General features: G+C 44.4%; 13 protein-coding genes. 1 reads left to right on the plus strand and 12 read right to left on the minus strand.

Annotation, left to right across the window (positions count from 1 at the left end; translation table 11 throughout):
* Positions 1-43 precede the first annotated feature (43 nt).
* The 10 genes from B5F18_RS01795 to B5F18_RS01840 form a co-directional block, all read right to left on the minus strand.
* Entirely contained in the window at positions 44-1,330 is a 1,287-nt protein-coding gene (locus B5F18_RS01795) for an O-acetylhomoserine aminocarboxypropyltransferase/cysteine synthase family protein (protein ID WP_087155946.1), read from the minus strand.
* Positions 1,320-2,105 carry a CFI-box-CTERM domain-containing protein gene (locus tag B5F18_RS01800; protein ID WP_087155947.1) on the minus strand — a complete coding sequence of 262 codons (786 nt, stop codon included), beginning with the start codon at positions 2,103-2,105 and terminating at the stop codon, positions 1,320-1,322. Before B5F18_RS01800 ends, B5F18_RS01795 begins: the two co-directional genes overlap by 11 nt.
* 108 nt (positions 2,106-2,213) lie before the next feature.
* Positions 2,214-3,095 (minus strand): DNA/RNA non-specific endonuclease, encoded by an 882-nt coding sequence (locus B5F18_RS01805; protein WP_442911363.1) that lies wholly within the window; start codon positions 3,093-3,095, stop codon positions 2,214-2,216.
* Positions 3,095-3,535, minus strand: a complete 441-nt coding sequence (locus B5F18_RS01810) for a hypothetical protein (protein ID WP_242955779.1) — start codon at positions 3,533-3,535, stop codon at positions 3,095-3,097. The genes B5F18_RS01805 and B5F18_RS01810 overlap by 1 nt, the downstream gene beginning before the upstream one ends.
* A gap of 125 nt (positions 3,536-3,660) precedes the next feature.
* Positions 3,661-4,392 (minus strand): YebC/PmpR family DNA-binding transcriptional regulator, encoded by a 732-nt coding sequence (locus B5F18_RS01815; protein WP_087155949.1) that lies wholly within the window; start codon positions 4,390-4,392, stop codon positions 3,661-3,663.
* Between the two features lie 93 nt (positions 4,393-4,485).
* Complete coding sequence (locus B5F18_RS01820) at positions 4,486-5,337, minus strand: hemolysin family protein (RefSeq protein ID WP_087155950.1); 852 nt, start codon at positions 5,335-5,337, stop codon at positions 4,486-4,488.
* A 15-nt stretch (positions 5,338-5,352) separates the two neighbouring features.
* Positions 5,353-5,700 (minus strand): type II toxin-antitoxin system PemK/MazF family toxin, encoded by a 348-nt coding sequence (locus tag B5F18_RS01825; protein WP_087155951.1) that lies wholly within the window; start codon positions 5,698-5,700, stop codon positions 5,353-5,355.
* A gap of 88 nt (positions 5,701-5,788) precedes the next feature.
* Positions 5,789-6,955 carry an alanine racemase gene (gene alr, locus B5F18_RS01830; RefSeq protein ID WP_087155952.1) on the minus strand — a complete coding sequence of 389 codons (1,167 nt, stop codon included), beginning with the start codon at positions 6,953-6,955 and terminating at the stop codon, positions 5,789-5,791.
* A 1-nt stretch (position 6,956) separates the two neighbouring features.
* Positions 6,957-8,465, minus strand: coding sequence for an NAD(P)H-hydrate dehydratase (locus B5F18_RS01835; RefSeq protein WP_087155953.1), 1,509 nt, complete (start codon positions 8,463-8,465; stop codon positions 6,957-6,959).
* A gap of 108 nt (positions 8,466-8,573) precedes the next feature.
* Positions 8,574-9,218, minus strand: a complete 645-nt coding sequence (locus B5F18_RS01840) for a redox-sensing transcriptional repressor Rex (RefSeq protein ID WP_087155954.1) — start codon at positions 9,216-9,218, stop codon at positions 8,574-8,576.
* A gap of 157 nt (positions 9,219-9,375) precedes the next feature.
* Here B5F18_RS01840 and B5F18_RS01845 point away from each other — a divergent pair, with 157 nt between their 5' ends.
* On the plus strand, positions 9,376-11,289 hold the full coding sequence (locus tag B5F18_RS01845; RefSeq protein WP_087155955.1) for an ABC transporter ATP-binding protein: 1,914 nt from the start codon (positions 9,376-9,378) through the stop codon (positions 11,287-11,289).
* Positions 11,290-11,354: 65 nt separating this feature from the next.
* Here B5F18_RS01845 and B5F18_RS01850 read toward each other — a convergent pair whose 3' ends face one another.
* Both B5F18_RS01850 and B5F18_RS01855 read right to left on the minus strand, forming a co-directional pair.
* On the minus strand, positions 11,355-12,554 hold the full coding sequence (locus tag B5F18_RS01850) for an NADP-dependent isocitrate dehydrogenase (protein WP_087155956.1): 1,200 nt from the start codon (positions 12,552-12,554) through the stop codon (positions 11,355-11,357).
* Positions 12,541-13,215 carry a GntR family transcriptional regulator gene (locus tag B5F18_RS01855; protein WP_087155957.1) on the minus strand — a complete coding sequence of 225 codons (675 nt, stop codon included), beginning with the start codon at positions 13,213-13,215 and terminating at the stop codon, positions 12,541-12,543. The genes B5F18_RS01850 and B5F18_RS01855 overlap by 14 nt, the downstream gene beginning before the upstream one ends.
* Position 13,216 lies beyond the last annotated feature (1 nt).

Consider the following 13,216-nt stretch of genomic DNA (forward strand, 5'->3'; position numbering starts at 1 on the left):
CACATTTTTCATTATTATGTGGAAGTGTCTTTTGTTTTATTCTCTATTTTACTGCATCCAAAGCCTGTTTTAAATCTGCAATAATGTCGTCTGCGTTTTCCGTGCCCACGCTGAAACGGATCAGATCCGGCTGAACGCCAGCCTCAAGAAGCTCTTTATCGTTCATCTGTCTGTGTGTGTGGCTTGCAGGGTGAAGGACACAAGTACGGGAATCCGCCACATGTGTCACGATCGCAGCAAGTTTCAGATTATCCATCATGGTCACTGAAGCATCTCTTCCGCCTTTCAGCCCAAAGGTGATGACACCGCAGGTTCCGTTTGGCATATATTTCTGTGCAAGCGCATACTGTGCATCATCCGGAAGCATCGGGCAGTTGACCCATGCCACTTTATCCTGTGTCTTTAAAAACTCAGCCACTTTTTTTGCATTCTCGCAATGTCTTGGCACTCTTAAATGTAATGTCTCAAGTCCAAGATTCAAAAGAAATGCATTCTGCGGGGAAGGGATGGAGCCCAAATCCCTCATCAGCTGAGCAGTTGCCTTTGTAATATAGGCACCTTTTCCAAATTTTTCTGCATAAACAATGCCATGGTATGTTTCATCCGGTGCAGTAAGTCCCGGGAATTTTTCTTTGTGTGCCATCCAGTCAAAGTTTCCGCTGTCCACGATCGCTCCACCAACTGCAACCGCATGTCCGTCCATGTATTTTGTCGTGGAATGGGTGACAATATCTGCTCCCCACTCAAAAGGCCTGCAATTGATCGGCGTTGCAAATGTGTTGTCTATGATCAGAGGAACTCCATGTGCGTGTGCGGCTTCTGCAAATTTTTCAATGTCAAGCACCACCAGTGCAGGGTTGGCAATCGTCTCCCCAAACACTGCTTTTGTATTTTCGCGGAAAAGAGCATTTAACTCTTCTTTGGAAATATCAGGCTCAACAAACGTAGCCTCCACACCCATCTTACGGATCGTGTGAGCGTAAAGATTATAAGTACCTCCGTATACGGCTGAAACACAGATAATATGATCCCCTGCCTCCGCGATATTCATGATTGCATAAAAGTTTGCAGCCTGTCCGGAGGAAGTAAGCATTGCCGCATATCCGCCCTCCAGATCGCAGATCTTTGCTGCCACTGCATCGTTTGTCGGATTCTGAAGACGTGTGTAAAAATATCCCTCATCCTCCAGATCAAAGAGACGTCCCATCTGTTCACTTGTATCGTATTTAAACGTTGTGCTCTGATAAATCGGAATAACCCTTGATTCCCCTTTTTTCGGCTGCCACCCGGACTGGATACATTTTGTCTCGATTTTAAAATTACTGCCCATTGTTCTCCTCCTCTTTCTTTGTGTATAAATATTGTTCACGGAGATTTGTGACCATCTTCGTATAAAGACCGCGGCACTCCTCCATCTTTCCCTCTTCTATAAAAGACACACAAGGCCGCAGATAAGTCTCCCAAATGTTCTGATAGATTTCTTTTGCATTTTTCTCCCGATTGATCCGGTTGACGATCGTAGGGGCCATATTATAATAGCTTTTGACAAGCTCTTCCTCATGGCACTCTTTCACCAGATATTCATCTCTGTATCTTCTAAGCATTCCTAGCTCACGGCAGTCATCAGCCTTTCCAACACCCTGACATACTGCTGTTGTCACATAGCAGAGCCTTTCACGAAAAGTACCGAGAATGGTCTCGGGCCCTACGATCTTCAACTTTTGCCCGAACATCTCCTGCCATGCTTGTACCATTTTTTTCGATACTATCTCAAATACAGGCTCCTTCTGTCCGCAAAATGCAGGGAGCACAAACACTGACATCGCCATATTATATTTCAACAACTCTTGGTTTTGTTCTGCCTTTGTGCTGCACACATCAAGCAATCGCGCTGCTTTTTGCGGGATGATGCGGCTGACCTTGTCCATCCATTTCCCATCTGTCTCTTTCCCGCATGGACAGATAAGCTGTTCATTTAAAAATGTTTTGTAAGTTTCTTTATAATCACAAAATGATTGTCGGTATTCTTCTCGGTTAAAATTCTCCAGCAATGACAGCCCTTTTTCAAACATTTCCTCCAGAGTTTCTTTTAAATTCTGGTACATGCTGCCAGCTCCTTCCTGGGTAGTTTATAAAAATTTTACATTATGAATGATAGTATAGCATTGTTATTATGTCTTAGCAATAATAAATATTGCAGGATTCCACAAGATTTACGGTCTGCACATGCCGCACGGACTGTATCCATCCTTGATCAGGCTCTCTCTTTTCCCTGTAAAACTCTTTTTATTTTTCTCTTTCATATCCCGTATCCCCGGACAGAACGGCTTGTGAAATTTCTTTGTGCTTGTATTTAGTATGTAGTCTGTCTCATCGACAGTATCCCTCTTTTCATCTTCTGCCGGCCAATTGTCCCCGGTCTTATAGTCAATTTCCACGCCCGGCTGCACATTGTACACATATACATTAAAGGAGATGCTCTCCCCTTTGTCCTCCACGGATTCTGCCTCCATCTGTACTCCGCTTGCCACAAGATTGTCTCCTTCATATATAGGAGTCACCCGGTACAGCACATGGTTTCCTGTTTCTTTTATATAATCTGCCACCATATTTTCAAAAGGCAGCATTCCTTCTGTATTCATGTACCTCGTTCCGGTGATAAGATTTTTTTCGTTTGCATTCTCTGCTGTGAGCTGAAATCCGATCAGATGACATCGGTTATAGAGATATCCACCGTCCACATTATCGTACTTTTTGTTTTTCCATCCGCTTGGTTTCACCTCGGATATGCTCTCCCTTTTCTCTGTGGGCATCAGGTCCTCTCCAATATTTGCCTTTGCAACTTGGCACCTTCCAAGCCCGTCCAGGCTGCTGTACTCTTCATAAGATGTCTTCTGTCGCTCACTGTCCGAAAACTCAGGTTCGTTTCCATTTATGGCAACATACGGTGCCCCTTCATACTCCGGCACCTCATCCAGAGACTCTGCATTTGCCACATTGTATTTGGCTGCTCCATTGTTTTCCTGCGCACATGAACACAACAAGACTGTCAATGCAAATATGGGCAGTAACAATCCCTTTTTCCATTTTCTTATCATCGATCTTCTCTCCTGATATATAATTGTTTCGTAATTTTCTCATGGGAATTACCCGGAAACTCTGTTTGCCCTTCAAGTTTCCACTTATCCCAGTCAAGGTTCAGCTGGATGTCCGACGGATATTTGCGATTCCAACAATAGAGTATGATCTTGGACATCCTCTCTTCGTACACCCCAATTTTTCGATCCTCAAGGAAACAAAAGTCCGATTCCCCGCAAAGGTTCAGAAATTCTTCTGAAATCTGAATATGAACCTTGTATTCTTTGAAAAGTTTTTCGGAATAAGGTGCAGTCCAAAGTTTCGCCCCGTCACACATCTGTCCAATATCCTCCAAAACACGTTTGTCCTGGCTTAATCTCCTTCGATTGAACATCATCCCCATGGCGTCGTCCACGCATGCAATCAATGTCCTCTTCTTTCCTTTCATCTCCTGCATCCTTTTTACACCTCTTTTTTACAGCCCATACTCCCGGCATTTAATAAAGACTGATAACATATCTGTCTTTGATACGCTACCAGTCTTTTGGTTTGCAAATTTATAGATTCCTCTTTCCTGATCTTTTATTCATCCCAGTTATGGTATACTTCCTGGACATCATCGTCTTCCTCCAGAAGATCCAGTGTCTTCTGAATATTTTTGATGTCTGTTTCATCAGAAAGCTCTACCCATGTCTGCGGGATCATAGTAACCTCTGCGGCTGCCATGCTGATTCCCTGCTCTTCTAAATTAAGACGTACATCGCTGAAATTATCCGGATCTGTGAGAATCTCAAAACTGTCCTCTTCCTCAGAAAAGTCTTCTGCGCCTGCGTCGAGAGCCAGCATCATAAGCTCATCTGCATCCATCCCGCAATCTTCTTTTGCAACGATGATCTGTCCTTTTTTGTCAAACATGAAAGAAACACATCCAGGTGTCCCTACATTCCCGTTTCCCTTTGTAAATGCATTTCTTACATTGGATGCCGTACGGTTTTTATTGTCTGTAAGCGCCTCTACAATGATCGCTGTTCCGTTCGGGCCATATCCTTCATATGTAACACGCTCGTAATTGGATGCATTGGCATCCCCTGCCGCTTTTTTGATACTTCTTTCGATATTGTCGTTCGGCATGTTGTTTGCTTTTGCTTTCGCAATGACATCGCGCAGCCTGCTGTTGTTTGCCGGATCGCTTCCACCGCCTTCTTTTACTGCCACAGCGATCTCACGGCCAATCTTTGTAAAGATTTTTCCCTTTGCTGCATCATTCTTTTCTTTTTTATGTTTAATATTCGCAAATTTTGAATGTCCTGACATTTGTTAATCCCTCACTTATCTTTCCTGAAATTACGAACTTTGTATATTCTATCACTGTTTCCTGCATCTGACAAGAGCGAAGAAACGCAATCTTTACACTTCTTTTCTGACACACACTTCCTGTATCACATTGTCCACTACATGGACAACCTCAAAAAGATACCCCTTATATGAAACCCTGCACTTTTCATCTTCCGAAGGAATTTTGTCCAGCTGGTATACAAGAAAACCGTTCAGTGTCTCATACTCATCGTCCTCCTCGTCAAACTCAAACGTAATGCCAAGACTTCTTCCAAGTTCATCTAATTCTATCTTTCCCTGGACAATGTAAGAGCCGTCTGTGTCCGGAACGATGAGATATTCTTCTTTATCATATTCATCCAAAATATCTCCGACAATCTCCTCCACCAGGTCTTCCATAGTGATCAGCCCAGACGTCTGGCCATACTCATCAAGTACAACTGCCATATGCATTTTCCCCTTCTGCATCTGGGACATCATTTTTTCTGCACTGCGCGTCTCCGGCACGAAATTCACCTTCTGAATGCAGGCTCCAAGCTCCTTTAAAGGACGCCTTTGACACCCCGGTATCAGGTACATGCGCATGGCATCCCTGATATGAAGAATCCCTTTGATATTGTCAATATCCTCCTCATAAATTGGAAATCTGGAATACCGCTCTTTTAACATAAAACGGATGGCATCCTCCAAAATCGTCTCCTCATCGATTCCGACAATATCTTTGCGGTGGCTCATGGCATCCTTTACGTCTTTCTCGCAAAACATCAGGATATTTCTTAATCTCTCCACTTCGGCTGCACTTAATTTCTGCTGCTCTTTTGCCACTCTGGCCAAAGCCATGATCTCTTCTGAGACATTTTCTTCATCATCGTCATCTGAAAACATTTCCGCCATCTTTTTCAGAAGACTTTTTTCTTCTTCCATTGTTTCTCCTTTTTTCTATGTATGAAGCTCAAAACTGACTTTCAGAGCCTCATCAACTTTCTCCATCAGTTCTCCATCCACATGGCAGACCATCTCGCGAAGCCGCCGTTTATCAATAGTACGTATCTGCTCCAGCAAGATTACCGAATTTTTTACAATATGGTACCTGGACGCATCCACTTCCACATGGGTGGGCAGTTTTGCCTTGTTCATCCTGGACGTGATCGCGGCGCAGATCACAGTCGGACTGTGCCTGTTCCCCACGTCGTTTTGGATGATCAGCACCGGGCGCACACCTCCTTGTTCTGAGCCGACGACCGGACTTAAATCTGCATAGAATATATCTCCCCTTTTAATCTGCACTGTTTTCACTCTCCGATTTTATTTAAGATATAAAAAGTATCTCCATCTTTTCGGGATGTATTCCATGCACATCTTTCTTTATCCTGTTTTATTCAAAATAATCGATCTGCTCCGTAACCTTTCCGTTTTGAACATATACTCTTGGAATACGTTTGCCCAAATTGCAGATAAATTCATACGGAAATCGTCCGGAGAGCTCGCTTAGCGTCTCTACAGGAAGGATTTCTCCTCCGCTTTTGCCGACTAAGACGACCTCATCTCCAAAACGGACATCCTCAATATCAGAGACATCCACCATAAACTGGTCCATGCATACTCTTCCGATGATCGGCGCCCTCTTGCCTTTGATCAGAACATAGCCCTTATTGGAAAGGCTCCTTGGATATCCGTCCCCATACCCAACCGGAATGGTTGCTATATTCATCCTGTTCTTGGCAACGAACGTACCACCGTAGCTTACCGGAGTTCCCTTGTCAATGGACTTTACGAACGCCACATGGGACTTGAGCTCCAAAGCAGGTTTCAAAGGGACATTTTCTTTTTTTACCTCATTGGAAGGATAAAGCCCATAGAGGGAAATCCCTGCCCGCACCAACTCCTTATTTGTCGCGTTTAAATCTATGATCCCTGCACTGTTGGAACAGTGGTGGTATGGGAACTCCACTCCTTCTTCCTTCAGTCTTTTCACCATCCAGTCATACTTCTCTATCTGACTGTATGTAAAAGTTTTGTCTTCTTCATCTGCACGCGCAAAATGCGTAAAAATCCCTTCCATACAGATGTTTGGAAGTTTTTGTATCCTCTTGATACTCTCAATGCTCTCCTCGTTGATATCAAACCCAAGCCTTGCCATGCCTGTCTCCAGCTTGATATGGATGTATGCTGTTTTTCCGAGTTTCTGTGCCAAATAGGAAATAGCCTGTGCCATCTCTTCTTCATAGACATTCATACGGATTTCATCGTTGAGCATCATAACATACTGGTCCGGAAAAATGCACCCAAGAACCAATATGGGTTTTTCAATATGATTGATGCGAAGCTGTGCCGCCTCATCAAGCGTTGCCACAGCATATCCCCAGACATAATCCGCGCTTTCCAGTGCAACTGCTATAGGGACTGCGCCATGACCATAACCATCCGCTTTGATGACTGCCACAATCCCGGCCTTTTTGCCGACATTTCTCTTCATTTGCTCCATATTGAAGAAAATGGCGTCCAAATCTATTTTTGCGTATACTCTGCTGTAAGTCTTCACACTATCTACCTTCTCTCGCTGTTTTTATGACATTCCCGATTCCATCTATCAGATCATCTGAAAGTACAGAATAGTCGCCGCGCCTTTCACTGGCATCGTCCCCTGCCAGCCCGTGCAGATATACTCCTGCCGTGGCAGCAAAATACTCCTTCATTCCCTGTGCCAAAAAGGCTCCTATCATTCCCGTCAGAACATCCCCGGAGCCTGCTTTTGCCATGGACGCATTTCCTGATGTATTGATGTAAAGCCTTTCATCTTTTGCCGATGCAACTGTGACAGCATCTTTTAAGACGCAGATAACCTCATGCTCAGATGCAAATGTTTCCACTATTTTCTTTCTATCCTTTTGGATGTCAAACACATCCTTTTTGGTAAGCCTGCTCATCTCCTTGATGTGCGGAGTCAACACCCACTTGTTTTCTGATATTTTTGAGCGTTTCATCCACCCTTCGTGCCTGCTCAAAAGATTGAGTCCGTCCGCGTCGATAACGCACGGCCTCCGGTTATACTTCAGCACCTGATCCATCACCTGCTCAGATAACTCCTCTGTTCCAAGTCCAGGTCCTACGGCGACTGCATCTGCCCATTCGCACAATTGGTTGATCTGCTCCTCGTCAATCTCCTGGTAGGACGATACGATTGCCTGCGGGATAAGGCTTTGCAGAATCTGTCGGTTATCCTCATGCGTATAAATCTGCACAAGACCCGCTCCGGATGCATAGGCTGCTTTTGCCGAGAGGTAGGCTGCCCCGGCCATTCCCCTGCTGCCGGCCACAAGAAGAAGTTTTCCGAAACTTCCCTTGTGCGTATTTCCTTTTCGTTTCGGAAACATCATACCGATATCCTGTTTGTCATAGCAAAACGGTACTTTTTTGTCCTTCTGAAATATACGGCTTGTGATTCCAATATCCAAAGTCTCTACTCTGCCCGTATACAGACACCCTGGGAAAAATGTCATTCCCATCTTTTCAAATCCATAGGAAACAGTCAGATCCGCTTTAAATGCAATACCCATGATCTCCCCTGTGTCCGAATTGACACCGGATGGAATATCCATGGCTACCTTGAACCCGTCCAGCTCATTCATCTGGCGGATATGTTTTGCATAAGGCCCTTCAATTCTCCTGCTAAGCCCAATACCGAAAACTGCATCGATTACTATATCATATTCAAAGTACTCGATCTGTTTACGGATTCGCCCCCCGCAATTTCTGAAAATCGCCATCTGCCTTTTTGTCTCTTTTGTGCAGGATTCCTTTTTTCCGACAAACACCGTATGTACCATATGCCCTCTCCCGAGCAGGATCCTGGCTGCGGCAAATCCATCTCCCCCGTTGTTTCCGCTGCCACACACAATTAAAATCCTTGAGTTTTCTTTCAGTCTGTCTTCCAATGCCTGCACAGTCCCGTACGCAGCTCTTTCCATCAGCACAAGGGAGGGAATTCTTATCTCTTCAATTGTATATGTATCGGCAGCTTTCGCCTGAGCTGCCCCTGGTAAATATCTCATAGCTTTTCTCCCCTTTATATCAAAAGAAAAGCAGCGCAGCCCACAATCTGCCCTGCCGCATCATGCAAAGCGCTACTTTTCGCATTCGTGAAAATCGACATCCTGTTGTTATTTTGTATGCTCTCTGTTATAACTGGAGATGTTATAAGATAAACGCATCAGACTCTCCGACAGATGCACATTCTCCACAATGATCTCTTCCGGCAGATTAAGATCTGTGTGTGCAAAGTTCCAGATGGCTTTCACACCGTTTTCCACAAGGAAATTCGCCACCTCCACTGCCTTTGTCTTTGGAATGGTCAATACAGCAATTTCGATGTTATTTTTCTCAAGAAATCTCTTCAATTCATCCATCATCTGAACAGGCACTCCCCGGATAGTCATACCTTCAAGTCTAGGATTTACATCGAAAATTCCCTTCAGCATAAACCCCCTCTTCTCAAAAGCAGCATAATTGGCGAGCGCCTGTCCTAAGTTTCCTGCACCGATGATAACGATATTGTGAGTCTCGTCCAGCCCCAGGATCTTTCCAATCTCCGTATATAAAAATTTTACATTGTAACCATAGCCCTGCTGACCGAATCCTCCAAAATTATTTAAATCCTGCCGGATCTGGGAGGCGGTCACATTCATCTTTTTGCTCAAGTCGTTTGACGAAATCCTCTCTACCCCATTCTCCAAAAGCTCGCCAAGATACCGGTAATATCTTGGAAGGCGTCGGATTACCGCCTGGGAAATTTCTCTTTCTTCCAATTTTAATGCCCCTTCCCTTGTCTAAACTCGTTCTAGGAAACATTATATAAAATAGTCAGTTTAATGTCAAACTTTTAACTATATTTTATCTTCTTATTGTTTTTTGCGGGAAATCCGATATAATCAATTATGCATGACTTTATACAGGAGGTATCACATGATATTAGCTTGTCACAACATTACAAAATATTTTGGGGAGCAGCGGATCGTGGAAAAAGGCTCCTTTCATATAGAAGACCGTGAAAAGGCTGCTCTTGTCGGTATCAACGGGACCGGAAAGTCCACCCTTTTAAAAATCATCATGGGGGAACTTACCGCTGATGACGGGGAGGTCATTCTTGCAAAAGGAAAAAGTATCGGTTATCTTTCCCAGCACCAGGAACTGAATACAGGAAACACGATTTTGGAGGAGCTTCGCACAGCAAAGGCAGATATCATTGAGCTGGAAAAACAGATTCGCTCTATTGAACTGGAATTGAAATCTCTGGACAGCGATGAACTGGAGGAAAGACTGAAAACTTATCATCTTCTGACCGAAAAATTTGAACTGGCAAACGGATACTCCTATCAAAGCGAGATTATCGGAGTACTCAAAGGCCTTGGATTTTCGGAACAGGATTTTCAAAAAAAGGTGGATGCCCTCTCAGGGGGACAAAAAACACGGGTCTCCCTTGGAAAACTTCTGGTGACCAAACCGGATGTCCTGCTTTTGGATGAGCCGACCAACCATCTGGATTTATCATCTATCACATGGCTGGAGACCTATCTTCAGAATTATTCCGGAGCAGTTCTCATCGTATCCCATGACCGTTATTTTCTCAACCGGGTCGTTACAAAAGTGGTTGAGCTGGAAAGCGGCAGTCTTACAACTTACCTTGGAAACTATTCGGACTACTCCGTGAAAAAGCAGCAGCTTAGAGCTGCCAGACTGAAAGAATACATGAATCAGCAGCAGGAAATCAAGCACCAGGAAGAAGTCATCGCAAAACTGCGCTCTTTTAACCGTGAAAAATCGATCAAACGTGCAGAAAGCCGGGAGAAAATGCTTGCCAAGATGACTCCCGTAGAAAAGCCACAGGAGGAAACCTCTGCTTTTCATCTGGAGCTCTCCCCTTCCTGCACAAGCGGGAATGATGTGCTCTCCATATCTGACCTTGGTAAATCATTTGGAACGCAAAATCTGTTCCAGCATGTGGATATGGAAATCAAGCGCGGAGAACACGTGGCTGTCATCGGCGACAATGGGACAGGAAAAACCACCCTTTTAAAGATTTTAAACGGACTGATCCCTGCGGACCACGGAAGTTTCCTTCTTGGCACAAATGTACATATCGGCTACTATGACCAGGAGCACCACGTGCTCCACTCGGAGAAAAATATTTTTGATGAAATTTCCGATGATTATCCGGATCTGACAAACACGGAAATCCGCAATACCCTGGCTGCATTTTTATTCACGGGCGATGATGTGTATAAACAAATCCAGGATTTAAGCGGCGGAGAACGCGGAAGAGTCTCCCTTGCCAAACTGATGTTGTCTGAGGCAAACTTCTTGATCCTGGATGAGCCGACCAACCATCTGGACATCCAGTCCAAGGAAATCTTGGAGGAAGCGCTCAACCATTACAGCGGCACTGTGCTCTATGTCTCCCATGACCGCTATTTTATCAACCAGACAGCCACAAGGATTCTGGAGCTTTCCAACCATACCTTTATCAATTATATTGGAAATTATGATTATTATCTTGAGAAAAAGGATCTTCTCAACCAGCTCCATGCACAGGAGTCCACAAGAAAAGAAGAAATGGTTCCATCTGCCTCTTCCAATAAACTGGACTGGCAGGCGCAAAAAGAGGCGCAGGCAAAAGAACGAAAACGACAAAATGATTTGAAACGCACAGAAACGACGATTTCCGAACTGGAAGAACGTGACTCCGCCATCGATCAGCTCATGGCCCAGGAGGATATCTATACAGATGCCGGAAAATGCCGGGAGCTTTCCGAGGAAAAAGCTGAAATCCAGAAAAAACTGGAAGAGCTTTATGAGCTCTGGGAAAGCCTCGCAGAGTAATCTAATCAGCCTTAAAAAACAAAATCACCGGGAAGTACAAGTTTTCTTGTATCCCGGTGTTTCTTTTATGCTAATCTGGATGCAATGGCTTTGATAAATTCTTCGCTGTTCAACACTTTTGGATTCTCAAGTGTTGTGATAAGCGCAAGGTCTTTAGTCATCTCGCCCGCCTCAATGGTATCGATCGTTGCCTTTTCCAAGCGTTCTGCAAATTCCATTAATTCTTTGTTGCCATCCAGTTCTCCTCTTTTTCTTAAGGCGCCTGACCATGCAAAAATGGTAGCCACTGAGTTTGTGGAAGTCTCCTCACCTTTTAGGTGTTTGTAATAGTGGCGCTGTACAGTTCCGTGAGCTGCTTCGTATTCGTAATATCCGTCCGGTGAAACAAGGACAGATGTCATCATGGCAAGAGAACCGAATGCGGAGGAGATCATATCGCTCATGACATCCCCGTCATAGTTTTTACATGCCCAAATATATCCGCCTTCTGACTTCATCACTCTGGCAACCGCATCATCGATAAGTGTGTAAAAATATGTAATACCTGTTTCGTCAAACTTTTCTTTATACTCCGCGTCAAAAATATCCTGGAAGATATCTTTGAATGTATGGTCATATTTTTTTGAAATCGTATCCTTTGTCGCAAACCACAAATCCTGCTTTACATCCAGCGCGTAGTTGAAACAGCTTCTCGCAAAACTTGCGATGGATCCATTCAAATTGTGCATCCCCTGTACAATTCCGGCGTCCTTGAATTCATGTACCAGCTCTTTTGTCTGTGTCCCATCCTCTGCTGTATAGACAAGCTCCACTTTCCCTTTACCAGGAATTTTCATCTCAGTTCCCTTGTATACATCGCCGTACGCATGTCTTGCAATGGTAATCGGTTTCTTCCAGTTTTTTACGCAAGGTTCGATCCCTTTTACTACAATTGGGGCACGAAAAACTGTACCGTCAAGAATCGCACGGATGGTACCGTTCGGGCTCTTCCACATTTCTTTGAGATCATACTCTTTCACGCGCGCTGCATTTGGAGTGATCGTAGCGCATTTGACCGCTACTTTATACTTCTTTGTCGCATTCGCAGAGTCCACTGTCACCTGGTCATTTGTCTCATTGCGGTGCTCCAGCCCCAAGTCATAATACTCGGTTTTTAAATCTACAAATGGAAGAATTAAATCCTCTTTGATCATCTTCCACAAAATCCTTGTCATCTCATCTCCGTCCATCTCCACCAACGGAGTTGTCATTTTAATTTTTTCCATTTTTCTGGTCCTCCTTCGCCTCTTTTGCCTGAAGATTCTGCATCACATGAAGAATGTGATTGTTTGCAAGCATCTCTGCCTTTTTTGCATCTTTTTCTTTTATCGCCTGAAGAATCGCTTTATGCTCTTCCACGGATCGTTTGGCCCTGTCAGCCTTATGCACAGATGTCTTTCTGGCTATACGCACATATTTATGAAAATCCGAGAGCAGATGCTCCAGCATCCTGCTGTTTGATGCTTCATAAAGAATTTCATGAAAGCTGCCATCCAGCTCCACAACCTGCTCTTCCTTTTCCTTGCCAAGATGAAATTCTGAGAGCAGCACAATTTCCTCCATCCGGTTAATCTGCTCTTCCGTGATATGTTCCGTCGCCCATCTCGCACAGAGCCCTTCCAGCAGGGAACGGATGGTGTAGATATCCTCCACATCTTTTTCCGTAATGCTCGTCACATAGGCTCCTTTATTTGGGATAATACTCACTAGACCTTCCAGTTCCAGCTGCCTTAATGCCTCGCGGACCGGCGTTCTGCTCACTCCCATTTCTTTGCTGAGCGCCAGCTCCCTCAGCTCTTCCCCTTGTTGATAGCGCCCTCCCAGGATATCATCCTGCATTTTTTGAAACACACGCCTTCTCAGTGAATAACTTTGATGTTCCTCCATA

The sequence above is a fragment of the Lachnoclostridium sp. An181 genome, assembly GCF_002160325.1.
In the GTDB taxonomy this organism is placed as follows: domain Bacteria; phylum Bacillota; class Clostridia; order Lachnospirales; family Lachnospiraceae; genus An181.

Excerpts from the sequence above, each read along its gene's own strand:
- B5F18_RS01795 (WP_087155946.1), bottom strand. The coding sequence starts at position 1,330 with ATGGGCAGTAATTTTAAAATCGAGACAAAATGTATCCAGTCCGGGTGG.
- B5F18_RS01800 (WP_087155947.1), bottom strand. The coding sequence starts at position 2,105 with ATGTACCAGAATTTAAAAGAAACTCTGGAGGAAATGTTTGAAAAAGGG.
- B5F18_RS01810 (WP_242955779.1), bottom strand. The coding sequence starts at position 3,535 with ATGCAGGAGATGAAAGGAAAGAAGAGGACATTGATTGCATGCGTGGAC.
- B5F18_RS01815 (WP_087155949.1), bottom strand. The coding sequence starts at position 4,392 with ATGTCAGGACATTCAAAATTTGCGAATATTAAACATAAAAAAGAAAAG.
- B5F18_RS01820 (WP_087155950.1), bottom strand. The coding sequence starts at position 5,337 with ATGGAAGAAGAAAAAAGTCTTCTGAAAAAGATGGCGGAAATGTTTTCA.
- B5F18_RS01835 (WP_087155953.1), bottom strand. The coding sequence starts at position 8,465 with ATGAGATATTTACCAGGGGCAGCTCAGGCGAAAGCTGCCGATACATAT.
- B5F18_RS01845 (WP_087155955.1), top strand. The coding sequence starts at position 9,376 with ATGATATTAGCTTGTCACAACATTACAAAATATTTTGGGGAGCAGCGG.
- B5F18_RS01850 (WP_087155956.1), bottom strand. The coding sequence starts at position 12,554 with ATGGAAAAAATTAAAATGACAACTCCGTTGGTGGAGATGGACGGAGAT.
- B5F18_RS01855 (WP_087155957.1), bottom strand. The coding sequence starts at position 13,215 with ATGGAGGAACATCAAAGTTATTCACTGAGAAGGCGTGTGTTTCAAAAA.